We start from the raw sequence: 26,486 nt of genomic DNA, 5'->3' as shown, positions 1-26,486 counted from the left end.
GCACCGGACGCCGCCGGGCAGAGCCGGGTGGAGACGTGTAGAGAAACGCGGGCCGGCTCCGACGTCCCCTGTGAGAGCCGCCCGCCACGGGCGGTCCGAGCCGAGGAAGCCGAAGGAGCGGACTCATGAAGTACCTGGTGATGGTGCAGGGCACACAGGCCGACTACGAGGGCATGCGGGGCAAGGCGACCGCCCAGTCGCCGGCCTGGAGCGAGCAGGAACTGCAGGCCATGTACGCCTACATGGGCGCGATCAGCGACGACCTCTCCGAATCGGGTGAACTGGTGGACGCGCAGGGGCTGGTCGAACCCGCGCAGACCCGTCTGGTGAGCAGGGGCCCCGACGGCAAGGCCGTGATCACCGACGGCCCGTACAGCGAGACCAAGGAGCTGATGGCCGGCTACTGGGTGGTCGACTGCGCGAGCCTGGAGCGGGTCACCGAGATCGCCGAGCGGGTCACCCGCTGCCCCGGCCCCGAAGGCCTCACCGAATACCCGGTGGTCATCCGGCGCATCCAGGACGGTGCCGGGGACATCTGAGCGGGATGAGAGGCACGACCGAGGTCGAGGACCTGCTGCGCCGCCACGCGCCGCAGGTCCTCGGCGCGCTCGTCCGCCGCTACGGGCACTTCGACGCGGCCGAGGACGCCACGCAGGAGGCACTGCTCGCGGCTGCCGGACAGTGGCCCGTGAAAGGTGTTCCGGACAACCCGCGCGGCTGGCTCATCAAGGTCGCCTCGCGGCGGCTCGTCGACGCCCTGCGCGCGGAGGAGGCGCGGCGGCTGCGAGAGGAGAAGGCCGCGGCGCTCACGCCGAGGGACGCCTTCACGGCGCCGCCGCCGGGCGCGGGCCGCGCCCCCTCGGAGGACGACACGCTCTCCCTCCTCTTCCTGTGCTGCCATCCCGATCTGACCCCGGCCGCGCAGATCGCGCTCACCCTGCGGGCGGTGGGCGGTCTGACCACGGCGGAGATCGCGCGGGCGTACCTGGTGCCCGAGGCGACCATGGCGCAGCGCATCAGTCGGGCCAAACAGCGGGTGCGGGGCGTCGGTTTCGGCCGCCCCGACCACTGGGAGGAACGGCTCCCCGCCGTCCTGCACACCCTCTACCTGATCTTCAACGAGGGCTATACCGCGACCTCCGGAACGGCACTCCAACGGGCCGAACTCGCCGGTGAGGCCATCCGGTTGACACGCACGGTCCAGCAACTGCTGCCCGAGGACGGCGAGGTGACCGGTCTGCTCGCACTGATGCTGCTGACCGACGCCCGGCGCGCCGCGCGGACCGGGCCGCACGGGGAACTCGTCCCCCTCGACGAGCAGGACCGCACCCGCTGGGACAGGGCGGCGATCCAGGAGGGCGTGGCCCTGGTGACCAAGGCGCTGGCGCGGGGGCCGGCGGGCCCCTACGGACTCAGGGCCGCGATCGCCGCGGTCCACGACGAGGCGCCCTCGCCCCGGGCGACGGACTGGACCGAGATCCTCGGCCTGTACGACGTCCTCGTCCGACGGGTCCCGGGCCCCGTCGAACGCCTCAACCGCGCGGTCGCCGTGGCCATGGTGCACGGGCCGCGCGCCGCCCTCGCCGAACTCGACCGGCTGGAGGGCGAGTCGGCCGCAGGTCACCGGCTGGACGCGGTCCGCGGTCATCTGCTGGAGCGCGCGGGTGACCCGGCCGGAGCCCGGGACGCCTACGCGTCGGCGGCGGCCAAGACCCTCAGCCTCCCCGAACGACGCTATTTGGAGGCGCGCGCGGCCCGGCTGAGGTCGTAGCGTTCGCCGTATGTCCGAACCCCTGCTGCACCTGACCGAGCGCTCCGTGTGGGACGCGGCCCGCGCGTCCGGTGTCTTCGAGATGTCCACCCGCGGCCGGACCCTCCAGGAGGAGGGCTTCATCCACTGCTCGCTGCGCCACCAACTCCCCGCCGTGGCAGCCATGGTGTACGGCTCCTACGCCGGACCGGACGAACTCGTGGTCCTCGTCGTCGACGCCGAACGGCTCGAGGTGCCGGTCCGCTTCGAGGCGCTGAAGCCCGGCGGCGAGGAGTTCCCGCACATCTACGGGCCGATCCCGGTGGAGGCCGTCGTGGACACGGAGGTCTGGGACCGGGGCGGGGCGGCCCCGGCGTGAGCGCCGCAGGGAAGCGACGCCGGGTGTGGCGCCGGGTCCTGGTGGTGTGGGCGGTCGCCGTGGCCGGCGGCGGCATCCTCACACTCTGGCTCCAGGCCTCGGCGCAGCCGCCACCGCCCACCGGCTGGTACACCTCCGAGCGGGACGGCGGTGACGGCCCGGCACCGCCGCTCTTCGGCCACTCCTCGCCGTCGCCCTGCCCGGCCGCGCGGGACGGGAAGCCCACCCTCTGCGTGGTCGCGACGCGCCCCTAGGGCCTGTCCGACAATCCACATCGGATCGGACCGCGGCGTCCGGTGCCGTGCGTCGCAAGGCGGAGGGTCGCCCTCGTACTGGGCGTACTCGGGCGTACTCGGGCGTGCCCGGCAACGCGGCGTGGGGATCCCCCTGCTCGAAGAGCTTGGGGAGTGCGGTGCCTGGGGGCACCTCCCAGCGGTAGCTGGGGGAGCGTCGCGGGCCCGGCGGGAATGGTCGGACAGGCCCTAGGGCAGGCTGCCCGTCGCGGGATCGCGGCCGGTCAGGCAGTAGGTGCCGCCGACGGGATCCCGCATCACCGTCCAGCGCGCGCCCCGGCCGACCGCCGTCGCCCCGAGGGCTTCGTGGTGGGCCCGGACCGCCTCGACGTCCGAGCAGGCGAGGTCCAGGTGGGCGGAGGTGGGGCGGTCGGTGCCGAGGCGTTGCAGCAGGATGCGGAGCGGCAGCCCGGCGGGCGGCCTGATCAGATGGAACTCCGGGAGGGCGCCGGGGCGGGACTCCCACCCGGTGAGCTCGCTCCAGAAGGCGGTCTCGGCGTCGTACACGCCCGGTGCCAGGTCGATGCTCACCTGGTCGAGCCGGCTCGTCGTACCGCCCGGTCCCTCGACCACCGGCGGCCGCGCGGACTCCCCTTGCCAGGGCACCGCGCAGAACAACTGCCCGCCGGGGGACCGCAGTACGGCCCACCCCTCGTGCTCCGCGACGACCTCGGCACCCAGCCGCAGCGCCGACTCCACCAGCGCCGGTACGTCCTCCACGGACAGGTCGAGATGCGCGCCCCCGGCGCCCTCCCCGACGCCCTGCGCCTTCACGCACGCGTTCCCCGTACCGGGCAGGAGTGTCACGAACTCGCCCTGGTCGCCGCGTGGTTCGGACACCTTCGTGCTGGTGGCCGCCGTCCAGAAGGCGAGAGCCGGTCCGAGATCCGCCGCGGGCCGGTCGACGAAGACGTGGGTCCACCGGATGACCGGTCGCGCGGTCATCGGGACCCTCCCCGCTGGTCGGCCGGTACGGCTCGTACCGCCTCCTGTCCGATCAGGGCGCGCAACGACGTCTTCATCCGCGCGACGAAGGCGTCCCGGGCCTCGGGGGAGAGGACGTCCAGGGAGAGATACGGGTTGAGGTCCTCCAGCTCGACGAGGAGCAGCTCACCGCCGGGAGCCCGGCAGGCGTCCACGCGCTGGATGCCGTACGCGATGTCGTTCCACTCGACGAAGCGCTGCGCGAACTCCCGGTCCTCGGCGGTCGGTTCGTACGGCTCCAGCGCCCACCGCCGCTCCGGGTCGGGCGCGTACAGGGCGTACTGGAGGGTGTGGTCGACGAAGTAGAACGACACCTCGTAGCGGAAGTCGATGCGCGGCTGGACGAGGATGTCGCCGAACGGCAGCCCGGCGAGGTTCTCGCGCGGCACGAACTCCAGGCCGATGGAGTCCGCGCCCTGCTTCGGTTTCACGACATACATGTCGGCCTCGGGCAGTCGGTCCAGGTCCGGTGCGCGGTCGACGGTGGGGATGACCGGGAATCCGGCGGCGGTCAGCTCCAGCAGGTACCCCTTGCCGGCCATGTCGCCCTTGCCCGACAGCTGGTTGTAGACCCGGACACCCTCCGCGAGCGCCCGCTCCCGGAACGCGTCGTACGCGGCCTGGTAGTGCAGGACAGGCCCGCTGTTGCGTACGACCACGGCGTCGAAGCCGGTCATCAGCGCGGCGGCGTCCAGCGGGTGGCACACGGCGATGTCGAACTCCTCGCGCAGCCGCGAGGTCAGGGCGATGTCCTCGTCGCAGTACCGTCGCCCCTTGGCCGGATAGGCCAGGTCGCTGACGAACAGGACGCGGGGGCGTGCGGACGGCACGGGTGACTCCTCGAACGTGTTGGTTCGTTCCGCGGGCGGATCCTGCCCGCGGAACACACGGACGTAGTGTCCCTCCCGCGCGATTCCGGGCTCCCGTCGCCCCCGGCCGGTGCCCGCGGACACCCGGGAACGAAGCCCGGCCCCGCGTGTCCGTCCGGTGGAACGGCGAGCAGGCCGGGTGTCGCCCGGCACGACTGGCGCCGAGGCGGCCGGTGCCGCTCAGGTCGGTCGGGTGCCGACCTGTGCCGCCCCGAGTCGGCCGGTTGTCGCTCCGGTCGGTCGGTGCCGACCCGTGCCGGCTTTCGTGGCGCCGTGCCGGCCTGTGTGGCGCCGAGTCGGCGGGGGCGGCCCGGTCAGGCGGTGGTGCGTTTCTCCGCGAAGCGCAGGAGGTTGCCCGCCGGGTCGCGGAAGGCGCAGTCCCGCAGGCCGTAGGGCTGGTCCACGGGCTCCTGGAGGACCTCGGCGCCCGAGGCACGGACGCGCTCGAAGAGCTCGTCGCAGTCGGTCGTCGAGAAGATCACACCGCGCAGCATCCCTTTGGCCAGCAGCTCGGCCATGGCCTGCTTGTCCGCGGGAGACGCGTCCGGGTCCGCCGCCGGGGGTTCCAGGACGATCTCCACGTCCGGCTGGAGCGGCGAGCCGACGGTGACCCACCGCATTCCCTCGAACCCGACGTCACCCCGGACCTCCAGGCCCAGCACGTCACGGTAGAAGGCGAGTGCCTTGTCGTGGTCGTCGACGGAGATGAAGCACTGGGAGAGTTTCAGATCCATGCGTCCAACCTAAGGGCTGTCCCGTAATCCCCGGCGGGCGCACGACGACAGCTAAAGACGCGTGCCCGGCTCCGCTTCCGGGTTGCGGTGGCGGGCCGGACGGGTCAGACGGCGGGTCACGCAGGACGGAATGGGGGCGCCGTGGTCGTGCGGACGGGCCCGGTACGCGCTCGGGGTCTCGCCCACCAGCTCCGTGAACCGCGAGCTGAACGAACCGAGCGAGGTACAGCCCACCGCGAAGCACACCTCGGTCACCGTCAGGTCGCCGCGCCGCAGCAGAGCCTTCGCGCGCTCGATCCGGCGGGTCATCAGATAGGTGTACGGCGTCTCGCCGAACGCTTCCCTGAAGCTCCGCTGGAAGTGGCCGGGCGACATCAGCGCGGTGCGCGCGAGCGTGGCCATGTCCCACGGCTCCGCGTACTCGCGGTTCATCCGGTCGCGGGCCTGCCGCAGCCGGACCAGGTCTTCGAGGGGTCTGGGATTTCCCACCTCCCCAGAATGGCACGCGCCACCGACAACGGGCCCCGAACGTCCCCGGCCACAAGGCTCGCCGTCCTCCGGGGGATCACTGCCCGGGGGACGGCGGGCCTGCGTGCGCGGGGGTGTCCGTGCCGTCAGGCGGCGAGGACCTTGGCCTTGGCCTGCTCGAACTCCTCGGCCGTGAGGTGGCCGTGGCTCTTGAGGTCCGCGAGCTTCGCCAGCTCGTCGGCCTTGCCGGCGGTCCCGGCGGTCTCGCGGATGTAGGAGTTCATGTCCTCCTGGTTCCGCTGGATGCGCTTCATCTCGCGCTCACCCATTCCGCGGCCCCGTGCGATCAGGTACACGAAGATGCCCAGGAAGGGCACGATGACGACGAAGACGCACCAGCCCGCCTTGCCCCAGCCGCTCAGCTCGTCGTCGCGGAAGACATCCCCGATGACGCGGAAGAGCAGCATGAACCAGAGGATCCAGAGGAAGAACCACATCATGCTCCAGAAGACGTTCAGCAGGGGGTAGTCCGCTGCCAGATTGAGCGTCGAGCCGTTCATGGTCGAACTCCTGTCGGTTGTGCGACATCTCCGCGAGCGTTGCCTTGGGTGTCGGGCGGATCGAACTGTCGCCGGGCGCCGGGTCGCGATCTCGGGGATTCCGCCCGGGCCCGGCCGGCGGGGGGTTGCGGCCGGTCAGGGGGCCTGGCGGGTCGGTGCGCAGAGCGCGGTGGTGTGCCGGACGGTGGTGCGGGGTCCGGCGGCGGACAGACGCTCGAAGGCGGGGGGCGGGCAGGGCCCCCCGAACACACGGGGCGCGTCGTGACGACGTCGTCCGGTGTGATCGGCGTGATCGGTGCGACGTTCCGGGCGTCGTCCGGGGGCGGCAGCGGCTGCGTCGACGGCGTGCGCCGTGCAGGCCCCGAGGGCCACGGCGACGCGAAGGACCGTTCGGGGTCCTTCGGGCCGTGGCGGACGGGCCCGGGGCGCGGCACGCCCGGCACGGGCCGGATCTGCCGCTGGATGCAGGCCATGAGCGGTGCCCTCTCTGACGCGTGACGTCTTGCTTCGGCTCCAGAGTGCGGTCACCCCCCGCCCCGCCGGATCACCCTCCGCGGGTGAGCTCGCGGATCCGCCGCCACGGGCTCCCTGACGAGGGGCGGGTCAGGTCGCCGGACCCTTCGGCGCCCCGCTCATCCGCCGTCCGGGTGCTCCTCGAGCTCCTCCGCGAGGGCGTCCCGGAGCCGGGAGAAACGGGCGCCGAGCTCTTCGTCCACCCAGGCGAGGCGCCGGGTGAGCGGCGCCTCGGCGCGGCCGTGGCCCGCGTCGCGCAGGTCCTGCAGCAGCGTCCGGAGGCGGATGAGGACCATCGGGGAGTTGCGGGCGGCCGGGATCACATCGTCGAGAGCGGTCCGCAGGAAATCCTCCCACCCGGGCAGCGGTACGACGACGCGCAAGGTGCCCGTGCGGTCCGCGACCACGCGTGGCCGGGCCCGCGCCGGTACCGGCCTGCGCAGCAGATCCTCCATGGCGTCCAGCGCCTGTACCGCCGTGGCGGGGTCGTTGACCGCCGGGGACAGGGCCCTGAGCGCGATGTCGGCGAGCAGCCGGAAGGCGAGTCCGGGGTCCTGGTCGAAGACCCGCTCGGCGCCGGTCTCCAGGCCGCGCAGCACGGCGGAGGCGGGCAGCTCGCCGTCGTAGACCTCGGCGACGGTGGTGCCGTGCTGCAGTGTGGTGCCGGGGGTCACCCGCAGCACGACGACCGCGTTCGCCGCCCGTGCCGCGCCCGCCAGCAGGCCCACGTCCACGCGTTGCAGCACCGTGCCGGCCTTCGGCCAGCCGACCGTCGACCGCAGCCGGTCCGGAGCGGCCGGGTCTCCCGGATCTCCCGGGCCGCTCGCGTAGAGGACGTCGAGGTTGTGCCGGCCCCGCTCGGAGATGGAACTGAGCACCGGGGCCAGCTGGATCGCGGCGACGGCCTGCAGCAGCAGGTTGCGCAGCAGCATCAGCAGCAGGAGCAGCAGGACGCCCGCGCCGATCGGCACGACCACCGAGACCTTGTCCCGGTTGGCGATGGTCAGGGCCGCGGTGGCGCAGAAGACGGTCGTCCCCACCGCGAAGGCGAACGTCCGCCACACGATCGGCGCGTCCCGGAACAGGGTGAGCCGTGGCGTGAAGGTGGTGGCCGCCCACTGCACGACCAGGAACAGCACGGAGAAGATGACGGTGGCCGCGCCCAGCACCCCGAAACCGGTCGCCAGCAGCATCTCGGACACCGGGCGGGACGGCAGCACGGGTCCCCGGGTGAACTCCGGGACAAGGAGACCGAGGCCCAGTCCGACGGCGATGAACACCAGTTGGAGGAGGCCCGCGCGCAACCGCCGCCGACGGCGGAACGCGGCGCGGCCGGTGCGGACGGAGGCGCCCCGGCCGACTGCCGCGAGAGCGTTCATCGGACATCCTCCGAGGCGGTCCCGGGGCCGGCGGAACGCGGACCCACCCCTCAAGGTTCGCCGCCCGCGCGATCACCCGCATCACCCGCCGAAGGTGAGGACCCGGCGCCGGGGCGCTGCCCGCTCACCCTTTTTCGGCCTTTTTTCCGCGCCCGGAGGGCGCGGCGCCGGGGCACGGGTGGAAGGTGGAGGGGCGAGGGTGTGAGCGGGAGCGTTCCGAGCTGGGCGGATGTCGCCCGCACCGGGGGATGCCACATCGGTGCGCGGGACCGACGATGGCAGGGGATCGCAGCGGACCCCGCGCCCCGGCCCCGAGGGAAGTGTTCGTATGCGCTACGAATTCCGCATCGCCGGCCTTGTTTCGGACACGCTCGCATCGGCTTTCGCCGAACTCGACAGGGTGCGTACGAAGGAACAGACCCTGTTCTTCGGCACCGTGATCGACGACGCCCATCTGTATGGACTGCTCACCCGGTTCCAGGCACTGGGCCTTCGAGTGATCGAGATGCGCCAGCTGCCCGTGTGATCGAGATGTGCCGGCCGCCCCCAGGAAAGCAGTACGCACCCGGACCGTCGGGACGCCGAGAGCGGCGGCCCGCGGACCGGGTGCGGACAAGCAGGCGATGCGATCCGCGCAAGCACGGTTCGGACTGCCCGGACGAAGGTCAGGCCTTCTTGGTCTCCCAGAAGATCTTGTCGATCTGGGCGATGTAGTCCAGCGCCTTCTGGCCCGTCGCCGGGTCGGTGGACGCCTTCGCGGCCGAGAGGGCCTTGAGCGCGTCGTTGACCAGCTGGTGCAGCTCCGGGTACTTCTCGAAGTGCGGGGGCTTGAAGTAGTCGCTCCAGAGCACCGACACGTGGTGCTTGGCGAGCTCGGCGCGCTGCTCCTTGATGACGGTGGCGCGAGCCTGGAAGTGCGGGTCGTCGTTGCCGGCCATCTTGTCCTGCACGGCCTTGACCGACTCCGCCTCGATGCGGGCCTGGGCCGGGTCGTACACACCGCAGGGCAGGTCGCAGTGCGCGCTGACCTTGACCTTGGGGGCAAACAGGCGGGAGAGCATTGAGCTGTCCTTCCTCGTGATCGTCTTCTCAGGTGGGACATTACTCCGTAGGAGACGTGTTTTCGCGAGTGCCCCCATGGGCTTAGGACAAAAGTCCGGGGTGAAACTGGGACTGGTGGAGGATAGGACCGGGGAGGTGCCGGTGATGCCGGAGCTGTCGCAGGAGACCGAGCGGGGGAAGGCCCTGCTGCCGTTCGGGGCGGCGGAGGTGACGGGCCCTTCGATGGTGCCCACACTCCAGCACGGGGATCGGCTCGTCGTTCAGTGGGGCGCGAGGGTGGGGCCGGGTGATGTCGTCGTCCTGCGGCATCCGTTCCAGCAGGACCTGCTCGTCGTGAAGCGGATCGCGGAGCGGCGTGAGGGCGGCTGGTGGGTGCTCGGGGACAACGCGTTCGCGGGCGGGGACAGCACGGACTACGGAACCGTTCCCGAGGAACTCGTCCTCGGGAAGGTGCGGTTCCGGTTCCGGCCGCCGAAGGCGGGTCAGCGTTCGCCGTTCGCCGTCGTCCGCTGGGCGCTGGTGGCCGCCAGGCCGGTGCTCCCCGTGCGGTCCGCCTCCAGGCGCTTGCGCGCGCGGTAGGCCGCGACGTTGGCGCGCGTCGCGCAGCGGTCCGAGCAGTAGCGCCGGGAGCGGTTGGTCGAGGTGTCCAGGTAGGCGTTGCGGCACGGGGCGGCTTCGCACAGGCCGAGGCGGTCCACGCCGTACTCGGTCAGATGGAAGGCGAGGCCCATCGCCGCGATCGCCGCGTAGCCCGCGGTCGCGTTCGAGGGGTGGTCCGCCAGGTGCATGTGCCACAGCGGGCGGCCGTCGTCGTCGCGGTGGTCGTGCCCCGAGATCTGCGGGCTCACCGGGAATTCGAGGAGCAGGGAGTTCAGCAGGTCCACCGCGAGGGTCTCCTCGCCGGTGTCGGCCGCCTCGAAGACCGCGCGCAGCCGCCCCCGTACCGAACGGAAGCGGGTGACGTCCGCCTCGGCGGCGCGGCGGGCCGCCGAGGAGTTCCCCTCGAACAGGTCGCGGACGGCCTCGACGGAGGTCAACGAGTCCTTGCCCCGGGCCGGTTCCTCGCTGTTGACGAGACGGACGGCATAGTCCGAGTAATAGGCCAGTTCCACTTGTAGTCCTTACGGAGGCACTCTATCGTCGTGACGGCGGTCAGGTAACAGACGATCGCGCTTACAGGGTATTACGTGGTCGACTGGAGGAGGGGCTTTCATGGCCATCGGCACCGGAACCGACTGGAACGCCTGGCAGCGGAGCTGGGACCGGCAGCAGGAGTGGTACATGCCGGACCGCGAGGACCGCTTCCGGGTGATGCTCGACATGGTCGAGGCCCTCGTCGGACCCGCGCCCCGCGTCCTCGACCTCGCCTGCGGCACCGGCACCATCACCGCCCGGCTGCTCGCCCGCCTCCCCGGAGCCACCAGCACCGGCGTCGACCTCGACCCCGCCCTCCTCGCCATCGCCGAGGGCACCTTCGCCGGCGACGACCGGGTCTCCCTCGTCACCGCCGACCTCAAGGACCCCCGCTGGCGCGAGCGGCTGCCGTACGACACGTACGACGCCGTCCTGACCTCCACGGCCCTGCACTGGCTGCACAGCGAACCTCTCACCGTCCTCTACGGCCAGATCGCCGAACTCGTCCGTGACGGCGGTGTGTTCATGAACGCCGACCACATGATCGACGAGACGACACCCCGGATCAACGCCGCCGACCGCGCCCAGCGGCACGGCCGCATGGAGCGGGCCAAGAAGGACGGCGCCCTCGACTGGGCCGAATGGTGGGAGGTGGCCGCCCAGGACCCCGTCCTCGCCGGACCCACCGCCCGCCGCTTCGAGATCTACGGCGAGCACGCCGACGGGGACACCCCCTCCGCCGACTGGCACGCGCGCGTGCTGCGCGAACAGGGCTTCGGGGAGGCCCGGCCGGTGTGGCGCTCCCCTTCGGACGCGCTGGTGCTCGCGGTCAAGTAGGCCCCCCGCACGCTCTGTCGAGGCGGTACGGAAAATCCGTACCGCCTCGACCGCGTCCTGCGGCACCTCCCGCCGCACTGGAAGGGTGAGACGGTCCGCGAGCGCGGGCCGGGGAAGGGGGGCGGGATGACGCGAGGCGAGGAGGCCGCTCTGCACGCTTTCGTGGAGGGCAGACGATCGGCGCTGTTCCGCTGGGGGTGCCCCCTGCTCGAGCGAAGCCGAGAGCTCTCGGGCGGGCGGTGGACGAGGTCCAGGTGCCCGGGAGCCGCGGCAGCGAGGCCGTCTTCGCGAAGGCCTCGCGGGTGCGGTGGCGGTGGCGCCCGGTGCCGCCGCGGCCGCCGTCGCGACCGGCCTGGCCTTCGGACCCGGCGTACTGTCCGGCGGGCACGGCGCGAGTGTGGCGAGCGCGCCCACCGCCGGCGAGTACACCACCAAGGCGGGCGTGTTCGGGAAGCTGCTCCCCGCCGGGACCGGGAAGATCAGCGAGGTCTCGCTGATGCGCATGGTCAAGCAGGTGCCGAAGGCCCCGCTGTCCAAGCCCGTCGGCCCGTACGACGGTGACTACGCCGTCGTACGGCCCGACGGGATCGGCTACATCACCGTGCACGTGGCCACCCGGACCGAGATCGCGGCGAAGACGGGCGGCAAGGGCCTGGAGAACCCCTGCAAGGACGCCCCCAAGGACGGGCGCGTCGGCTGCACCACCCAGAAGCTGTCCGACGGCAGCCTTCTGGGTGTCTGGGAGACGCCCGCGTCCGATCCCGCTCTGCACCCGACCCCCGCCTGGGGGCGGGAGTTCACCGCGGTTCTGGTGCTCAAGGACGGCAGGGCTCTCCGGGTGCGGGACAGCACCGGCTACCAGGGCGAGGGTCAGCTCGGCCGGCTGCTCAAGACCCCGCCGCTGACCCGGGACCAGCTGACCAAGCCGATCCAGAACCCGGCGCTGAGGCCGTAGCGGGAAGGGCATGAGAACGGGGACATGAGGAAGGGGCGGTACGGGAGACCCGTACCGCCCCTTGTTCCCTGCGCTCAGGAGTGCCGACGCCCTGGTCAGAGGACCTTCGACAGGAACGACTTCGTGCGCTCGTGCTGCGGGTCCGTCAGGACGTCGCGCGGGTTGCCGGACTCGACCACCACACCGCCGTCCATGAAGACCAGGCTGTCGCCGACCTCGCGGGCGAAGCCCATCTCGTGCGTGACGACGACCATCGTCATACCGGACTCGGCGAGGTCGCGCATGACGTCGAGGACGTCACCGACCAGCTCCGGGTCCAGGGCCGAGGTCGGCTCGTCGAAGAGCATCAGCTTCGGGTCCATCGCCAGCGCGCGGGCGATCGCCACGCGCTGCTGCTGGCCGCCGGAGAGCTGCGAAGGGTAGTTCTTCGCCTTGTCGGACAGGCCGACGCGTTCGAGCAGCTCCAGCGCGCGGTCCCGGGAGTCCGACTTCTTGGCGCCCTTCACCTGGATCGGCGCTTCCATGATGTTCTCGACGGCCGTCATGTGCGGGAACAGGTTGAAGCGCTGGAAGACCATGCCGATGTCACGGCGCTTCAGAGCGACTTCGCTGTCCTTGAGCTCGTAGAGCTTGTCGCCCTTCTGGCGGTAGCCGACGAGCTCCCCGTCGACGTACAGGCGACCGGAGGTGACCTTCTCCAGGTGGTTGATGCACCTGAGGAACGTGGACTTGCCGGAGCCGGAGGGGCCGATGAGGCAGAACACCTCGCCGGACTTCACCTCCAGGTCGATGCCCTTGAGGACCTCGACGGGGCCGAAGGACTTGTGGACGCCCTCGGACTTGACCATCGCCGTGGCGGAGTCCGACTTGGTCACGTTGGCGGTCATGCGTTGCCTCCCCTCGGACTGCCCAGCGACAGCACGTTGGCCTTGATCTTCTGGAACGGTGTGGGCGGGAGGCTACGACTGCTGCCCCGGGCGTAGTACCGCTCCAGGTAGTACTGGCCGACGCTGAACACCGAGGTCAGCAGCAGATACCAGGCGGCGGCGAGGAACAGCATCTCGACCGGGGCGCCCGAGGTCTGGCCGATGTCCTGGGTCACGCGGAACAGCTCGGAGTACTGGATCACGGCGACCAGCGAGGTCGTCTTCAGCATGTTGATGACTTCGTTGCCCGTGGGGGGCACGATCACACGCATTGCCTGCGGGATGACGATCCGGCGCAGGGTCCTGCTGTGGCTCATGCCCAGGGCCTGCGAGGCCTCGGTCTGGCCCTCGTCGACCGAGAGGAGACCGGCCCGGCAGATCTCGGCCATGTACGCGGCCTCGTTCAGGCCCAGGCCGAGCAGCGCCGTCAGCAGCGGCGTCATGAAGCTGGACCAGTAGTCCTTGTAGATCGGACCGAGGTTGATGTACGTGAAGACCAGGCCCAGGTTGAACCAGACCACCAGCTGCACGAGGACCGGAGTACCGCGGAAGAACCAGATGTAGAACCACGCGATGGACGAGGTCACAGGGTTCTTCGACAGCCGCATCACGGCGAGCAGGATGCCGCCGCCGATGCCGATCACCATCGAGAGGGCCGTCAGCAGCAGCGTCTTGAGGACGCCGTCGATGACGCGCTGGTCGAAGAAGTAGTCGGGGATCGCTCCCCAGTTGATCTTGCCCTGGGAGAACGCGTAGATCACGGAGACCAGGAGCGCGATCGCGATGACCGCGGAGACATACCGCCCGTAGTGCCGGACCGGGATCGCCTTGATGGCTTCCGGTCCGGCCGGGGGAGTGTCCTCCGGGCCCGCCGTCTTGTCGTTGTCAACAGTCACGGGAGTTGTTGCCTTTCAGTGCCCGCTCGGTTCCGCGGTCACTTGCCGCCGTTGACCACGGCCGTCTTGACGGCGCCGGCGTCGACGCCCCACTTCGCGATGACCTTGTCGTACTCGCCGTTCTTGATGATGGCGTCCAGCGCGGCCTGGAGGGCGTCCCGCAGCTGCGTGTTGGACTTGGCGACCGCGATGCCGTACGGCGCCGCCTCGACCTGGTCGCCGACGATCTCGAAGTCCTTGCCGCCGCCCGACGTCTTGACCGCGTACGCGGCGACCGGGAAGTCCGAGGAACCGGCGTCGGCGCCACCGCCGCGCAGCCGGGTCTGGGCCTGCTGGTCGTTGTCGTACGCCTCGATGGCGATCTTCTTGCCGCCCGTGCACTTCTTGGACTCGGACTTGGCGAGGTCCTCCGAGACCGTGCCGCGCTGCACCGCGATCTTCTTGCCGCACAGGTCGGCCCAGGTCTTGATGTCCTGCGTCTTGCCCTTGGGGGTGTAGATGGACACACCGGCGGTGAAGTAGTCGACGAAGTCGACACCCTCGCCGACCTTCTTGCCCGTGTCCGAGTCGACGCCCTCCTGGCGGTCCTTGGTGTCCGTCATGGCGGACATCGCCATGTCGTACCGCTTGGAGCGCAGGCCCGTGAGCAGGGTGTCGAAGGTGCCGTTCTGGAAGTCGAACTTCACCCCGAGCTGCTTGCCCATCGCCGCGGCCAGGTCGGGGTCGATGCCGACGACCTTGCCGGAGCTGTCCTTGAACTCGACGGGCGCGTAGGCGATGTCCGAACCGACCTTGATGACGCCCGCGTCGCGGATCGCCTTGGGCAGCTTGTCGGCCAGCGGCGCCGAGCTCGTGCTCGCGGACGAGTTCCCCGAGTCGTTCTTGGTCTGGTCACCGCAGCCGGTGAGGATCAGAGCGCCGGCGACCGCGATCGCACCGACCGCTGCTATCCGGGACGGCGCGGCCGTGGTACGACGGGTGGTGCGTGCGGTCATGAGGGTTCCTCCGGCGGATGAGGGAGTAGCCGATAGGTCGACGAGAACACACACCTTCGAGTGTCGCGACCTCGTGTTATGACGGCATCTTGCCATTCGGATTGCGCGATTCAGGGTGCCCGCTATGTCAAAATCGGATAACGGGCGACCCCCGAACCGTTACGGGCCAGTAGGTCGAGGCCGGATCTTGTGCGGGAATCTCTCCTTCCGGCCGGAAGATCTGCGGTGCTTCGCGCGATGCGGACGACCGCTACGCGGCACTCGTGGCCGAACGATGACATGTCCGGAAGTGTCAATGGATCATGGCATGAGTCATCTCACCGACGTGTGATCTTGGCTCTATGGACTCGTCCTCGACACCGTCCGTCCGGTAAGAAGGTTCTTTACACCCCTCATCCGGGGCTCAGGGCGCGTGTGCGGCGCGCCCGTCGCGCAGCGGCCCGTACGCAACCACGGCGGCAGGGCCTGCGCGGTGCCCGCCCACCCCTCAACCAGGAGTGGTCACCCTCAAACAATGAAGACTTAAGGGGTAAATCAAAGTGGCAGCGGAGATCGTCAATCCTCGCAGCGACAGCAGTACGGATCACGAAGGCGGGGCCGAGCCCCTCGATGCCTTCGACCCGGCTTTCGCGCTGCACCGCGGCGGCAAAATGGCTGTGCAAGCCACTGTGCCCATCCGCGACAAGGACGACCTGTCCCTGGCTTACACGCCCGGCGTCGCGAAGGTGTGCAGCGCGATCGCCGAGCAGCCGGAACTCGTCCACGACTACACGTGGAAGTCGTCCGTGGTCGCTGTGGTGACCGACGGCACGGCAGTGCTCGGGCTCGGCGACATCGGTCCCGAGGCCTCGCTCCCCGTCATGGAGGGCAAGGCCATCCTGTTCAAGCAGTTCGGCGGTGTGGACGCGGTGCCGATCGCGCTCGCCTGCACCGGCGTCGACGAGATCGTCGAGACGGTGGTCCGGCTCGCTCCCTCCTTCGGCGGCGTCAATCTGGAGGACATCTCGGCACCGCGGTGCTTCGAGATCGAGCGCAAGCTCCAGGAGCGGCTGGACATTCCCGTCTTCCACGACGACCAGCACGGGACAGCGGTCGTCACCCTCGCGGCCCTGCGGAACGCCGCCAGGCTCACCGGGCGCTCGCTCGGCGACCTGCGCGCGGTGATCTCCGGCGCGGGCGCGGCCGGCATCGCCATCGCCAAGTTCCTGCTGGAGGCGGGCCTCGGCGATGTCGCGGTCACCGACCGCAAGGGCGTCGTGTCGCGGGACCGGGACGATCTGACGGACGTCAAGCGGGAGCTGGCGGAGATCACCAACAAGGCGGGGATCTCCGGTTCGCTGGAGGCGGCGCTCGCGGGCGCCGACGTCTTCATCGGGGTCTCCGGCGGTACGGTGCCGGAGCCGGCGGTCGCCTCCATGGCGAAGGGTGCCTTCGTCTTCGCGATGGCCAACCCGACCCCCGAGGTGCACCCCGACATCGCCCACAAGTACGCGGCCGTCGTCGCGACCGGGCGGTCGGACTTCCCGAACCAGATCAACAACGTGCTGGCCTTCCCGGGGATCTTCGCCGGCGCGCTCCAGGTCCGGGCCTCCCGGATCACCGAGGGCATGAAGATCGCCGCCGCGGACGCGCTGGCCGCGGTCGTCGGGGACGACCTCGCCGCCGACTACGTCATCCCCTCGCCGTTCGACGAGCGGGTGGCTCCGGCGGTGACGGCCGCGGTGGCCGCGGCCGCCCGTGCGGAGGGCGTCGCCCGCCGCTGATGTGGTGTGCCTTGCTTGGCCCCGCCGGGATGCCCCGGCGGGGCCCGCTTTTTTGCCCGCGGGAGCGTCCGGGCGGGTGGTTCTCGCCCCCTCCGCCCCTGCCCGTCCCGTATCGGGGGCGCTGCCCCGGACCCCCGTTCCTCAAGCGCCGGAGGGGCTGAATTTGTCCGCCCGGCGTCGGAAAGTCTCAGCCCGTCCGGCGCTTGAGGACGAGGCCGTCCAGGCCGAAGCGGGGGTCCGGGAGCGGCAGCCCCCGGATACGGGACGGGCAGGGGCGGCGGGGTCGAGGACAGGCGGTTGCCCGGCGGGGTTCGCCCTGGCGCGCCGCGGGACGCGTGTCACACGGGGAGGCGGTTCCCCCGGCCGGGGGCGGAGCCTATCGTCAAGGTCATGTTCGCTGCCTATGCCGCCCGAATCGACCGTGACCAGCCGCTGAACGGCCTGGAGTTGGGGGAGCGTCCGGCCCCCGAACAGAGGCCGGGCTGGACGACCGTGAACGTACGTGCCGCCTCCCTCAATCACCACGACCTGTGGTCGCTTCGCGGGGTCGGTCTCGCCGAGGACAAGCTGCCGATGATCCTCGGCTGCGACGCCGCCGGAATCGACGAGAACGGCAACGAGGTCGTCCTGCACTCCGTCATCGGCCAGAGCGGGCACGGGGTCGGCCCCGAGGAGCCCCGGTCCATCCTCACCGAGCGCTACCAGGGCACCTTCGCCGAGCAGGTCTCCGTACCGGCGTGGAACGTACTGCCGAAGCCCAAGGAGCTGTCCTTCGAGGAGGCCGCCTGTCTGCCGACCGCCTGGCTGACGGCGTACCGAATGCTGTTCACCAACGCCGGGGTACGGCCCGGCGACTCCGTGCTCGTGCAGGGGGCGGGCGGGGGTGTGGCCACCGCCGCGATCGTGCTCGGCAAGGCCGCCGGTCTGCGGGTCTTCGCCACCAGCCGGGACGAGGCCAAGCGGAAGCGGGCGCTCGAACTCGGCGCCGTCGAGGCGCTGGAGTCCGGGGCGCGGCTGCCGCAGCGGGTGGACGCCGTCATCGAGACGGTCGGCGCCGCCACCTGGTCGCACTCGGTCAAGTCGCTGCGTCCCGGCGGCACCGTCGTCATCTCGGGTGCCACCAGTGGCGACCGGCCCTCGCACGCCGAACTGACGCGGATCTTCTTCCTCGAACTCAAGGTGGTCGGCTCCACCATGGGCACGAAGGACGAGTTGGAGGACCTGCTGGCCTTCTGCGCGGCCACCGGTGTGCGGCCCGTCGTGGACGAGGTGCTGCCGCTCGACCGGGCCCGCGAGGGGTTCGAACGGCTGGAGTCCGGCGACCAGTTCGGCAAGATCGTGCTGACCACGGGCTGACGCCCGGGGCGCGGGGACACACGAAACGGCGGGTCCGGGTTTCCGGGCCCGCCGTTTCGCGTGCCGGGACGGGCGCGGATGTCAATTTTGGTTGACATGAAAGGCGTGTCAACGTAAGTTGACGTCATGACCGAAGCAACGGATCTTGCCGAGCGCGCGGGTGATCGCGATCCGCGGATCGGGCTGCGGGCGGTCTCCGCGCTGCGGAGGCTGCTGGAGCAGTTGGAAGCGGTACAGGTGCGCAGTGCGCGTAATCGGGGCTGGTCGTGGCAGGAGATCGCCGCGGAACTCGGAGTGAGCAGGCAGGCCGTGCACAAGAAGTACGGGAGGCAGTGATGTTCGAACGCTTCACGAAGGATGCGCGTGCCGTCGTCGAGGGCGCGGTGTCGCACTCGGAGCGGGTGGGGGCCGAGACGGTCGAGGAGGAGCACATGCTGCTGGCCCTCCTCGACCGGGAGGGCAGCCGGGGTTCCTTCGTCCTGACGTCGCTCGGGGCGACCGGGCTCCGGGAGTCGCTGGAGCGGGACCTCGCCGAGGCGCGCCGCCGGGGCGGGCTGTCGCGCGCCGACGCGGACGCCCTCTCGGGGCTCGGTATCGACCTCTCCGAGATCGTCGCCCGGATCGAGGAGACGCACGGGGAGGGGGCGTTGGAGTCGGGCAAGCGGGGCGGGAACGGCAGGCGGGCCCGGCGTCGGCCTTTCGGGCAGAGCGCGAAGGAGACGCTGACGCGGGCCCTGCGGGTCGCTCTCGCCCGACAGGACCGCCACATCGGGGACGAACACCTGCTGCTGGCGATCACTCTGCGAGGCGGGGTCGCCGGAGAGGTACTGGCCGATCACGGAATCACGTACCGGTCGGTGACGCGGGTGCTGTACGGGGAGGACGGCGTGGCGGAGGCGGGGTGAGGCGAGGTGGCTTGGTGAAGGCCGATGGGTGCCGGCGGGCGCCGACGGATGCTGACGAACGCCGATGCGCGCCGGTCAGGGCCGAAAGCGCCCCGGGGGCTGGCGGGGCTGTGTGAACAGCCCCGCCAGCTTCTTGTGCGGCCCCCGGGGTGAGAAGCGACGGGGGAGTTACAGCCGCTTGCTCCGCAGGGCCGATCCGATGTGGGCCGCCGCCTCCGACAAGTGGCGGCGGATGTCCCGCAGTTGGTCCTCGGTGACGCCGTGGTCGCGGGACGCGTCACGGATGTCGTCGCGGAAGCGGTCCAGCAGGCGGTCCAGGTCGCGGCCGGGGTTTCCGGTCGAGTCCTCGTGGGCCCAGGCGGGTTCGTACTCGGCGGGGAAGTCCTTCGGGGTGGTCGAGTACTCCGGCTCCGCGGGGGCTCCGGAGGGTGTGCGGCCGAAGCCGAACTCCTTGCCGAAGTCCTTCCCCAGGTCCTTGCCGAAGTTCTTCCCGAAGTCGCCGAACTCCTTGGCCAGTTCGGTCAGTCCCTCGCGCACACCCGTCGGCCAGTCGCCGCGCGCGAAGTGGTCCTGGACCTGGTCCTGGACGTGCTTGGCCATGCGCTGCATCTCCTCCTGGGCCTGCGCGCGGGCCTTCTCCTGCGCCTCCTTGGCCTGACGGCGGGCACGCTGCGCCTCGTCGCGGGCGCGGCGGCTCTCGTCCTTCGCGCGGCGGGCCTGCTCCTTCCACTCCTGCCGGACGCGCCGCATCTCCTCCTTCGCCGCCCGCCACGACTCCTTGTCCTGGAAGTCGTCGAGGCCGCCGGACCCGCCGGCCGCGGCGTCCTGCTGCTTCGCCCGGGTGCCACCCGCGGAGCCGTGGCGCGCCTCCGAGGCCGCCGCCCGCATCTCGCGGCGCAGGTCACCGGCCGCGCCTCGCACGTCCGCGCGGATCTCCGCCGCGAGCTCCGCGACCGACTCGCGGATCTCCAGCTCCAGGTCGGCCAGTTCGCCGCTGCGGTCGGCCAGTTCGGCGCGGCCGGCGTCGGTGATCGCGTACACCTTGCGGCCGCCCTCGGAGGTGTGGGTGACGAGTCCCTCGGCCTCCAGCTTCGCCAGCCGGGGGTAGACGGTGCCCGCCGAGGGCGCGTACAGGCCCTGGAAGCGCTCCTCCAGGAGGCGGATCACCTCGTATCCGTGGCGCGGTGCCTCGTCCAGCAGCTTGAGGAGGTACAGGCGCAGTCGGCCGTGGGCGAAGACGGGAGCCATGTCAGAGCACCTTCTTGTCGGTCGCGGTGTCGGCCGGCCGGCCCTCGGCGGCACCATCGCTCGCTGTATCGCTCGCTGTGTTGTCGCTCTCCGTGTCGCCCGTCGTGCCGCCGGCGGTGCTGTCCGGGCCCGTCGACGGGGTCTCGTCCCGGGGCTTCGGAGCGTCCTCGTACGGCTCGTCCTCCGCCGGAGGCCTGCGCAGCAGGGCGATGGAGCCCGAGACGGTCATCGCCTTCAGCCTGCCGTTGCCCGCGCCGAGGCGGCCGGTGATCTTCTTGGCGCCCCACTGCCCGCTGACCCGCAGGTCCTCGAACGCGCTGGAGACGCTGCCGCTCGCGGTGTTGGCCTCCACCTCGGCATCCGCCGGATGGGGGAGCCGGATGGCGATCTCGCCCGAGACGTTCGACAGCTGGACGTCGGTGGGCGCGCCCGCGGCGTCGAGGTCCACGATCATCGAGCCGCTCACCGATTCGGCCCGTACGGAGGAGCCGGAGCCCTCGACGACGGTCAGGTCGCCGGAGACCGAGTTGAAGCGGAGGTCGCCGGTGACGGCCTGGGCCTCCAGATTCCCGGAGACGGTCTCCACGCGCACGGGGCCGGCGACGCGGACGAGGGTGGTGTCGCCGGTGACGCCCCTCACCTGGACCCGCCCGTCCATCCCGGAGACCACGGCGGCGGCGCCGACCACGCCCAGCTCGACGTGCGCGCCGGTCGGGACGGCCAGCGAGACCACCGCCGCACGGCGCCAGCCCTTGCGGTCGAGCCACTTGAGGAAGCCCTTCCAGGGAAGGTCCTCGTAGGCCACCGTGAGTGTGCCGTCCTCCTGGGTCACCTGGAGCGGGGGGCCCTCCAGCTCGGACACCTCCAGCCGCGCGGAACCCTCGTCGGTCCCCACGACGTTGACTGTTCCGTTGACGATGCGCACGTGCAGCGTCTGCACGGGGCCGTCGAAGGAGAGCTTCTTCGGCTCTGTCACGGACCACTCGGACATGGTGCAGACCTCCTCGACCGGACCGGACCCCGATACGAGTCCGAGCTCGACGCGCCATATCGCGTCTTCCGTTATTCACGATATATCGCGGATAGGGAAAGTCAAGACACCCGTTCTGGGGATCATCGGCGCGTCGAGGTGGGCAAATCGCCCTAAAGTGGGGCTATGTCGACTGCCTCCGGCGCGTCCCGGGACGACCACCCGGTCCAGGCCCCCGGCGCCCTGCTGCTGTGCCGGGCCCATCCCGAGTCGGTCGGTCCCGCCGCCCAGCTGCTGCGCGAGCGGATGCTGCTCGCCGGGGCGGGACCCGAGTGGAGCGTGCTGGTCCCCGAGGGCAGGCCCTGGCAGGACGGCGCGGAACCCGTCGACCGTGTGCTCACCGGCTGGGCCACCGCGCTCGCCGTCGGTGCCCCCTGGCCCGTTCTCGCCCTGTGGTGGGACACCGACCGCAGCGGCTTCACGCTGGCCTCGGGTTTCCGTCGCACCGTGGGCTACGAATGGCTCGCGAACGGCACCCCGGTCGGTCAGGACGAGGCGATGCGCACCTTCGCCGCGCGTCTCGGCCTCGATCCGGTGCTCGACATGCAGGCCCTGGAACCGCTGACGCAGCCCGATCCGGCGGCCGACGCCCACGCGCGCGTGACGGGGCTGCTCGCCGTCCTCACGCGCGCGGGCATGCTGCTGCCGCCCGGACTCGAGCCCGGGGAATCCGCGGACCGGCTCCGTGACGCGGTCCGGATCCGGCCGGACGCCGAGCAGATCGAGTGGACCGGCTGGCGTGCCGCCGTGGACGCCGAACTCGACGTCGTGGAGAGCGGCGGTCTCGGGCCCTGGCTGCGCGGTCCGAGGGCGCGCACCCTCGCCGTGGCCCAGCTGGCCGTCGGCCTCCCGCTCACCGCCTGGGGAGTGCGGCGCCACAGCGGCGGCTGGATCGTCGCCGGCGCGGTCCTGGTGCTGCGAGGCACCCTCGGCCTGGCGTACGACCACCTGCGCGCCTACGACTGACGGGCTCGCCGTCCCTCTTGGGCGGGCAGGCTTCTCCGGGGTCGAGCGGCCTCGTTCCGGGGGCCCGTCCGTGGGGTCGAGCCGCCCCGCTCCGGGCCCGGTCGCCCTGCGGAGAAGGCCTGCCGTCCCGGACGGCCTTGCACGAAGAGGACTGTCGTCGCGCCGGGAGGAGATCCGCCACTCCAGGGGAGAGGAGGAGATCCGTCACCCCATGGGAGCGGAAGAGCCCCCGAGGGGCTACTCCTCGTCCTCGTCCTCGTCGTCCAGTCGGGCCAGCCAGGTCGCCAGCCGTTCCACCGGTACCTCGAAGTCCGGGTTGAGGTCGACGAACGTACGCAACTGCTCGGCGAGCCACTCGAAGGTGACCTCTTCCTCGCCGCGCCGCTTCTCAAGTTCCTCGATGCCGCGGTCGGTGAAGTACATGGATGGTGCTCCGTGGGTGAAAGGGAAGTGGAACGCTGGGAAAAGGATAGGCGGGTGCGCGGGGCCCATGGAGGGCCTCTGCCGTGGGCGACGCCCTGCGGCCGGTCTGCAAGGTCGGCTGTGCGGCGAACGCGATCACTCTCACGTCGCCATCGACGAGGCACTGGCAGACATGACCGTGGCGGTCGGAGAGAACCACCCCTGGACGCTCGGCTGCACCATCGACGCCGCCGCCCTGCGCAACCTCATCGGCGATCCGGAGTCGGCCGCGGCGCTCACCCAGGACACGGTTGCCCGTGCCACCGAGGTCCTCGGCCGCACCCACCCGCTGACGCTCTCGGCCCGCATCGCCCTCGCCGCCGATCTGCGCGGTCTGCGGGACCGCCGGCAGGCCGAGAAGGTCGAACTGGCGGCCCTCGACGACCTGGCCGCCGACCTGGGCCCCAGCACGTCCGCACCGTCTCCGCACGCTCCCGCAACCGCCCCTTCCGGACTTCGAACCGCAGGAGACGTGAGGGAGACATGAGGGAGACATGAGGTGCGTGCCGGGGCTGTCGGCCCCGGCGCCGTCCCGAACACCGAAGGGGCCCGGCCCCGAGTCCACCTGGACTCGGGGCCGGGCCCCTTCGTACTGCCGTGCCGGAGGCCTAGGCCTCGAACACCTCACGCACCAGCTGCTCCTGCTCCGCCTGGTGCCGCTTCGCGGAACCGACGGCGGGGGAGGAGGAATGCGGACGCGAGATGCGGCGCAGGCGCTCGGCGCCCGGGACGTCGGCACCGACCGCCAGGTCCAGGTGGTCGATCAGGTTGAGCGCGATGAACGGCCAGGCACCCTGGTTCGCCGGCTCCTCCTGGGCCCACAGGTACTTCTCGGCGTTCGGGTACTTGGCGATCTCCGCCTGGAGCTCGGCACCCGGCAGCGGGTACAGGCGCTCGATACGGATGATCGCCGTGTCCGTGGAGCCGCGCTTCTTCCGCTCGGCCTCCAGGTCGTAGTACAGCTTGCCGGCGCAGAAAACGACCTTGCGCACGGCGGCCGCCTCGACCGAGTCGTCACCGATGACCGGGCGGAACTGACCCGACGTGAACTCCTCCGCCTTCGAGGCCGCGGCCTTGAGGCGCAGCATCGACTTCGGGGTGAAGACCACCAGCGGCTTGTGGTGCGGGTTGTGCACCTGCCACCGCAGGAGGTGGAAGTAGTTCGACGGGGACGTCGGCTGGGCGACCGTCATGTTGTTCTGGGCGCACAGCTGGAGGAAGCGCTCGATCCGGGCCGAGGAGTGGTCCGGGCCCTGGCCCTCGTAGCCGTGCGGGAGCAGCAGGGTGACGCCGGACGTCTGGTTCCACTTCTGCTCGGCGGCCGAGATGTACTCGTCGACGATCGTCTGCGCGCCGTTGACGAAGTCGCCGAACTGCGCCTCCCACATGACCAGCGCGTCCGGGCGGGCCAGCGAGTAGCCGTACTCGAAGCCCATGACCGCGTACTCGGAGAGCAGCGAGTCGTAGACGTTCAGGCGGGCCTGGTCCTCCGAGAGGTACTGGAGCGGGGTGTAGTCCTCGCCCGTGACCCGGTCGATCAGCACCGCGTGACGCTGGCCGAAGGTGCCGCGGCGCGAGTCCTGGCCGGACAGCCGGACCGGCGTGCCCTCCAGGAGCAGCGAACCGATGGCGAGGGTCTCGCCCATGCCCCAGTCGATCGTGCCGTCCTCGATCATCGCCGCACGGCGCTGGAGCTGCGGGAGCAGCCGCGGGTGCACGGTGACGTTGTCCGGGATGTTGACCTGGGACTCGGCGATCCGCTTCACGATCTCCTGGGAGACCGCGGTGGAGACGGCGACCGGGAACTCGGCCTGGACGTCCGGGACATGAGCCTCGGGCGCCTGCGCGACGGCCTCGCGGACCTCGGTGAAGACCTTCTCCAGCTGGCCCTGGAAGTCCTGCAGAGCCTGCTCGGCCTCTTCGAGGGTGATGTCGCCGCGACCGATGAGGGACTCGGTGTAGAGCTTGCGCACCGAGCGCTTCTTGTCGATCAGGTCGTACATCAGCGGCTGCGTGAACGCCGGGTTGTCGGACTCGTTGTGTCCGCGGCGGCGGTAGCAGATGAGGTCGATCACGACGTCCTTGTTGAACGCCTGACGGAACTCGAACGCCAGGCGCGCGACGCGGACGACGGCCTCGGGGTCGTCACCGTTCACGTGGAAGATCGGCGCCTCGATCATGCGGGCCACGTCGGTGGCGTACATGGAGGAGCGCGACGACTCCGGGGCGGCGGTGAAGCCGACCTGGTTGTTGATGACGATGTGGACCGTGCCGCCCGTGCGGTAGCCGCGCAGCTGCGACATGTTGAGCGTCTCGGCGACCACACCCTGGCCCGCGAAGGCCGCGTCACCGTGCAGGGCGACCGGCAGGACCGTGAAGTCCGTGCCGCCCTTGTTGATGATGTCCTGGCGGGCGCGGACGATGCCCTCGATGATCGGGTCGACCGTCTCCAGGTGGGACGGGTTCGCGGCCAGCGCGACCTTGATCTGCTCGCCGTCCAGGCCGGTGAAGGTGCCCTGGGCGCCCAGGTGGTACTTCACGTCGCCGGAGCCGTGCATCGACTTCGGGTCGAGGTTGCCCTCGAACTCGCGGAAGATCTGCGCGTACGACTTGCCGACGATGTTCGCGAGGACGTTCAGCCGGCCGCGGTGGGCCATGCCGATGACGACCTCGTCCAGACGGGACTCCGCGGCGCTGTCGATGACGGCGTCGAGGAGCGGGATGACGGACTCGCCGCCCTCCAGGGAGAAGCGCTTCTGGCCGACGTACTTCGTCTGCAGGAAGGTCTCGAAGGCCTCCGCCGCGTTCAGGCGGCGCAGGATGCGCAGCTGCTCCTCGCGCTCCGGCTTGGTGTGCGGGCGCTCGATGCGGTCCTGGATCCACTTGCGCTGCTTCGGGTCCTGGATGTGCATGAACTCGATGCCGGTGGTGCGGCAGTACGAGTCGCGCAGCACACCGAGGATGTCGCGCAGCTTCATCAGGGACTTGCCCGCGAAGCCGCCGACGGCGAACTCGCGCTCCAGGTCCCACAGGGTGAGGCCGTGCTCGGTGATGTCCAGGTCGGGGTGCTTGCGCTGGCGGTACTCCAGCGGATCGGTGTCGGCCATGACGTGGCCGCGGACCCGGTAGGAGTGGATCAGCTCGAAGACGCGGGCGGCCTTCGTGACGTCGTCGTCGTGCGAGGCGTCGATGTCCTTGAGCCAGCGGACCGGCTCGTAGGGAATCCGCAGCGACTCGAAGACCTCGTCGTAGAAGCCGGTCTCGCCGAGCAGGGAGTTCGCCACGACGCGCAGGAACTCGCCGGAGGCCGCGCCCTGGATGACCCGGTGGTCGTAGGTCGACGTGAGCGTCATGACCTTGGCGATGCCGAGCTTGTTCAGGGTGTCCTGGGAGGTGCCCTGGAACTCCGCCGGGTAGTCCATCGAGCCGACGCCCATGATGACCGACTGTCCGGGCATCAGACGCGGGACCGAGTGGACGGTGCCGAGGCCGCCGGGGTTGGTCAGGGAGACCGTGACACCGGTGAAGTCGTCCATCGTCAGCTTGCCGTCACGGGCGCGGCGGACGATGTCCTCGTAGGCCTGCCAGAACTCGAAGAAGTTCAGCGTCTCGGCCTTCTTGATGCCCGCGACGACCAGCTGGCGGTCACCGTTGGGCTTCACCAGGTCGATGGCGAGGCCGAAGTTGACGTGCGGCGGCTTGACGAGGGTGGGCTTCCCGTCCTTCTCCGCGTAGTGCCAGTTCATCGACGGCATGGCCTTGATGGCCTGCACCATCGCGTACCCGATGAGGTGGGTGAAGGAGATCTTCCCGCCCCGGGCGCGCTTCAGGTGGTTGTTGATGACGATGCGGTTGTCGAAGAGCAGCTTCACCGGGACCGCGCGCACGGACGTGGCCGTGGGCAGCTCCAGCGAGGCGTTCATGTTCTTCGCGACGGCACCGGCGGGACCGCGCAGGGTCACGTACTCGGGGCCCTCGGGCGCCTCGGTGGCCGCGGCGGCCTTCGGCTGCGCGGCGGCGGC

General features: G+C 70.8%; 29 protein-coding genes and 1 pseudogene. 15 read left to right on the top strand and 15 right to left on the bottom strand.

From position 1 onward, the window contains the following. Nucleotides 1-125 precede the first annotated feature (125 nt). Genes N4G66_RS33075 through N4G66_RS33060 form a run of 4 tightly spaced genes read left to right on the top strand, consistent with a single transcriptional unit; the run spans nt 126 to nt 2,383 of the window. On the top strand, nt 126-539 hold the full coding sequence (locus N4G66_RS33075; RefSeq protein ID WP_261707959.1) for a YciI family protein: 414 nt from the start codon (nt 126-128) through the stop codon (nt 537-539). Nucleotides 540-544: 5 nt separating this feature from the next. Beyond that, entirely contained in the window at nt 545-1,771 is a 1,227-nt protein-coding gene (locus N4G66_RS33070) for an RNA polymerase sigma factor (protein ID WP_261707958.1), read from the top strand. 10 nt (nt 1,772-1,781) lie between these two features. Next, a complete protein-coding gene (locus N4G66_RS33065; RefSeq protein ID WP_261707957.1) occupies nt 1,782-2,129 on the top strand; it encodes a DUF952 domain-containing protein in 348 nt (115 codons plus the stop codon). After that, complete coding sequence (locus N4G66_RS33060; RefSeq protein WP_261707956.1) at nt 2,126-2,383, top strand: hypothetical protein; 258 nt, start codon at nt 2,126-2,128, stop codon at nt 2,381-2,383. The genes N4G66_RS33065 and N4G66_RS33060 overlap by 4 nt, the downstream gene beginning before the upstream one ends. A gap of 228 nt (nt 2,384-2,611) precedes the next feature. Here the strand turns inward: N4G66_RS33060 and N4G66_RS33055 are convergent, their stop codons facing one another. The 5 genes from N4G66_RS33055 to N4G66_RS33035 all read right to left on the bottom strand — a co-directional run bounded on the left by N4G66_RS33055 (nt 2,612) and on the right by N4G66_RS33035 (nt 6,037). Continuing rightward, complete coding sequence (locus N4G66_RS33055) at nt 2,612-3,367, bottom strand: VOC family protein (protein ID WP_261707955.1); 756 nt, start codon at nt 3,365-3,367, stop codon at nt 2,612-2,614. Further along, the gene (locus N4G66_RS33050; RefSeq protein ID WP_261707954.1) at nt 3,364-4,236 is read right to left on the bottom strand and encodes a hypothetical protein; all 873 of its coding nucleotides are present in this window, start codon (nt 4,234-4,236) and stop codon (nt 3,364-3,366) included. The genes N4G66_RS33055 and N4G66_RS33050 overlap by 4 nt, the downstream gene beginning before the upstream one ends. 353 nt (nt 4,237-4,589) lie before the next feature. Next, complete coding sequence (locus N4G66_RS33045; protein WP_261707953.1) at nt 4,590-5,009, bottom strand: VOC family protein; 420 nt, start codon at nt 5,007-5,009, stop codon at nt 4,590-4,592. 51 nt (nt 5,010-5,060) lie between these two features. Next, nucleotides 5,061-5,441: a helix-turn-helix transcriptional regulator gene (locus N4G66_RS33040; RefSeq protein ID WP_261708013.1), complete on the bottom strand. Its 381-nt coding sequence runs from the start codon at nt 5,439-5,441 to the stop codon at nt 5,061-5,063. Between the two features lie 182 nt (nt 5,442-5,623). Further along, nucleotides 5,624-6,037 (bottom strand): SHOCT domain-containing protein, encoded by a 414-nt coding sequence (locus N4G66_RS33035; protein WP_261707952.1) that lies wholly within the window; start codon nt 6,035-6,037, stop codon nt 5,624-5,626. A 261-nt stretch (nt 6,038-6,298) separates the two neighbouring features. Here N4G66_RS33035 and N4G66_RS33030 point away from each other — a divergent pair, with 261 nt between their 5' ends. Further along, nucleotides 6,299-6,535, top strand: coding sequence for a hypothetical protein (locus N4G66_RS33030; RefSeq protein ID WP_261707951.1), 237 nt, complete (start codon nt 6,299-6,301; stop codon nt 6,533-6,535). A 134-nt stretch (nt 6,536-6,669) separates the two neighbouring features. Here N4G66_RS33030 and N4G66_RS33025 read toward each other — a convergent pair whose 3' ends face one another. Further along, on the bottom strand, nt 6,670-7,929 hold the full coding sequence (locus N4G66_RS33025; RefSeq protein ID WP_261707950.1) for a DUF2254 domain-containing protein: 1,260 nt from the start codon (nt 7,927-7,929) through the stop codon (nt 6,670-6,672). A 328-nt stretch (nt 7,930-8,257) separates the two neighbouring features. Here N4G66_RS33025 and N4G66_RS33020 point away from each other — a divergent pair, with 328 nt between their 5' ends. Further along, complete coding sequence (locus N4G66_RS33020; protein ID WP_261707949.1) at nt 8,258-8,455, top strand: hypothetical protein; 198 nt, start codon at nt 8,258-8,260, stop codon at nt 8,453-8,455. A gap of 139 nt (nt 8,456-8,594) precedes the next feature. Here the strand turns inward: N4G66_RS33020 and sodN are convergent, their stop codons facing one another. Further along, the gene (gene sodN, locus N4G66_RS33015) at nt 8,595-8,990 is read right to left on the bottom strand and encodes a superoxide dismutase, Ni (RefSeq protein ID WP_261707948.1); all 396 of its coding nucleotides are present in this window, start codon (nt 8,988-8,990) and stop codon (nt 8,595-8,597) included. A gap of 145 nt (nt 8,991-9,135) precedes the next feature. On the opposite strand from sodN, the gene sodX reads away from it, so the two are divergent. Beyond that, nucleotides 9,136-9,570, top strand: a complete 435-nt coding sequence (gene sodX, locus N4G66_RS33010) for a nickel-type superoxide dismutase maturation protease (RefSeq protein WP_261707947.1) — start codon at nt 9,136-9,138, stop codon at nt 9,568-9,570. Here the strand turns inward: sodX and N4G66_RS33005 are convergent. Then, nucleotides 9,474-10,103, bottom strand: a complete 630-nt coding sequence (locus tag N4G66_RS33005) for a CGNR zinc finger domain-containing protein (RefSeq protein ID WP_261707946.1) — start codon at nt 10,101-10,103, stop codon at nt 9,474-9,476. The genes sodX and N4G66_RS33005 overlap by 97 nt on opposite strands. A gap of 100 nt (nt 10,104-10,203) precedes the next feature. Between N4G66_RS33005 and N4G66_RS33000 the strand changes: the two genes are divergently transcribed. Both N4G66_RS33000 and N4G66_RS32995 read left to right on the top strand, forming a co-directional pair. After that, on the top strand, nt 10,204-10,962 hold the full coding sequence (locus N4G66_RS33000; RefSeq protein ID WP_261707945.1) for a class I SAM-dependent methyltransferase: 759 nt from the start codon (nt 10,204-10,206) through the stop codon (nt 10,960-10,962). Between the two features lie 307 nt (nt 10,963-11,269). After that, nucleotides 11,270-11,917: a hypothetical protein gene (locus tag N4G66_RS32995; RefSeq protein WP_261707944.1), complete on the top strand. Its 648-nt coding sequence runs from the start codon at nt 11,270-11,272 to the stop codon at nt 11,915-11,917. A gap of 95 nt (nt 11,918-12,012) precedes the next feature. Here N4G66_RS32995 and N4G66_RS32990 read toward each other — a convergent pair whose 3' ends face one another. From N4G66_RS32990 to N4G66_RS32980, 3 genes are read right to left on the bottom strand one after another with little or no spacing between them, the layout of a single operon-like run. Continuing rightward, nucleotides 12,013-12,804 (bottom strand): amino acid ABC transporter ATP-binding protein, encoded by a 792-nt coding sequence (locus N4G66_RS32990; protein WP_315903728.1) that lies wholly within the window; start codon nt 12,802-12,804, stop codon nt 12,013-12,015. Next, a complete protein-coding gene (locus N4G66_RS32985; RefSeq protein WP_261707943.1) occupies nt 12,801-13,739 on the bottom strand; it encodes an amino acid ABC transporter permease in 939 nt (312 codons plus the stop codon). The genes N4G66_RS32990 and N4G66_RS32985 overlap by 4 nt, the downstream gene beginning before the upstream one ends. Before the next feature lie 38 nt (nt 13,740-13,777). Next, nucleotides 13,778-14,734: an ABC transporter substrate-binding protein gene (locus tag N4G66_RS32980; RefSeq protein WP_261707942.1), complete on the bottom strand. Its 957-nt coding sequence runs from the start codon at nt 14,732-14,734 to the stop codon at nt 13,778-13,780. 539 nt (nt 14,735-15,273) lie between these two features. On the opposite strand from N4G66_RS32980, the gene N4G66_RS32975 reads away from it, so the two are divergent. The 4 genes from N4G66_RS32975 (at nt 15,274) to N4G66_RS32960 (ending at nt 18,758) form a co-directional block, all read left to right on the top strand. Then, nucleotides 15,274-16,497, top strand: coding sequence for an NAD(P)-dependent malic enzyme (locus N4G66_RS32975; protein ID WP_261707941.1), 1,224 nt, complete (start codon nt 15,274-15,276; stop codon nt 16,495-16,497). 390 nt (nt 16,498-16,887) lie between these two features. Next, nucleotides 16,888-17,853 (top strand): zinc-binding dehydrogenase, encoded by a 966-nt coding sequence (locus N4G66_RS32970; RefSeq protein WP_261707940.1) that lies wholly within the window; start codon nt 16,888-16,890, stop codon nt 17,851-17,853. A gap of 126 nt (nt 17,854-17,979) precedes the next feature. Further along, nucleotides 17,980-18,189: a helix-turn-helix domain-containing protein gene (locus tag N4G66_RS32965; protein ID WP_261707939.1), complete on the top strand. Its 210-nt coding sequence runs from the start codon at nt 17,980-17,982 to the stop codon at nt 18,187-18,189. Beyond that, nucleotides 18,189-18,758 (top strand): Clp protease N-terminal domain-containing protein, encoded by a 570-nt coding sequence (locus N4G66_RS32960; protein WP_261707938.1) that lies wholly within the window; start codon nt 18,189-18,191, stop codon nt 18,756-18,758. Before N4G66_RS32965 ends, N4G66_RS32960 begins: the two co-directional genes overlap by 1 nt. 168 nt (nt 18,759-18,926) lie before the next feature. On the opposite strand, the gene N4G66_RS32955 is transcribed toward N4G66_RS32960, so the two are convergent. After that, nucleotides 18,927-20,006 (bottom strand): PadR family transcriptional regulator, encoded by a 1,080-nt coding sequence (locus N4G66_RS32955; RefSeq protein ID WP_261707937.1) that lies wholly within the window; start codon nt 20,004-20,006, stop codon nt 18,927-18,929. Between the two features lies 1 nt (nt 20,007). Then, complete coding sequence (locus N4G66_RS32950) at nt 20,008-20,997, bottom strand: DUF4097 family beta strand repeat-containing protein (protein WP_261707936.1); 990 nt, start codon at nt 20,995-20,997, stop codon at nt 20,008-20,010. A gap of 165 nt (nt 20,998-21,162) precedes the next feature. Here N4G66_RS32950 and N4G66_RS32945 point away from each other — a divergent pair, with 165 nt between their 5' ends. Continuing rightward, nucleotides 21,163-22,002 carry a hypothetical protein gene (locus N4G66_RS32945; RefSeq protein ID WP_261707935.1) on the top strand — a complete coding sequence of 280 codons (840 nt, stop codon included), beginning with the start codon at nt 21,163-21,165 and terminating at the stop codon, nt 22,000-22,002. A gap of 237 nt (nt 22,003-22,239) precedes the next feature. Here the strand turns inward: N4G66_RS32945 and N4G66_RS32940 are convergent, their stop codons facing one another. Beyond that, a complete protein-coding gene (locus N4G66_RS32940) occupies nt 22,240-22,425 on the bottom strand; it encodes a DUF6104 family protein (protein WP_030190019.1) in 186 nt (61 codons plus the stop codon). A gap of 115 nt (nt 22,426-22,540) precedes the next feature. Between N4G66_RS32940 and N4G66_RS32935 the strand changes: the two are divergent. Continuing rightward, a pseudogene (locus tag N4G66_RS32935) lies at nt 22,541-22,940 on the top strand (FxSxx-COOH system tetratricopeptide repeat protein); the annotation flags it as partial. A 132-nt stretch (nt 22,941-23,072) separates the two neighbouring features. On the opposite strand, the gene N4G66_RS32930 reads toward N4G66_RS32935, so the two are convergent. After that, on the bottom strand, nt 23,073-26,486 hold a 3,414-nt coding region (locus tag N4G66_RS32930; RefSeq protein WP_261707934.1), incomplete at its 5' end, for a multifunctional oxoglutarate decarboxylase/oxoglutarate dehydrogenase thiamine pyrophosphate-binding subunit/dihydrolipoyllysine-residue succinyltransferase subunit.

The organism is Streptomyces rhizosphaerihabitans, assembly GCF_025399795.1.
GTDB lineage: Bacteria > Actinomycetota > Actinomycetes > Streptomycetales > Streptomycetaceae > Streptomyces > Streptomyces rhizosphaerihabitans.
Note: the sequence above shows the minus strand (reverse complement) of the source record. Positions and strands in the feature narration are given on the sequence as shown.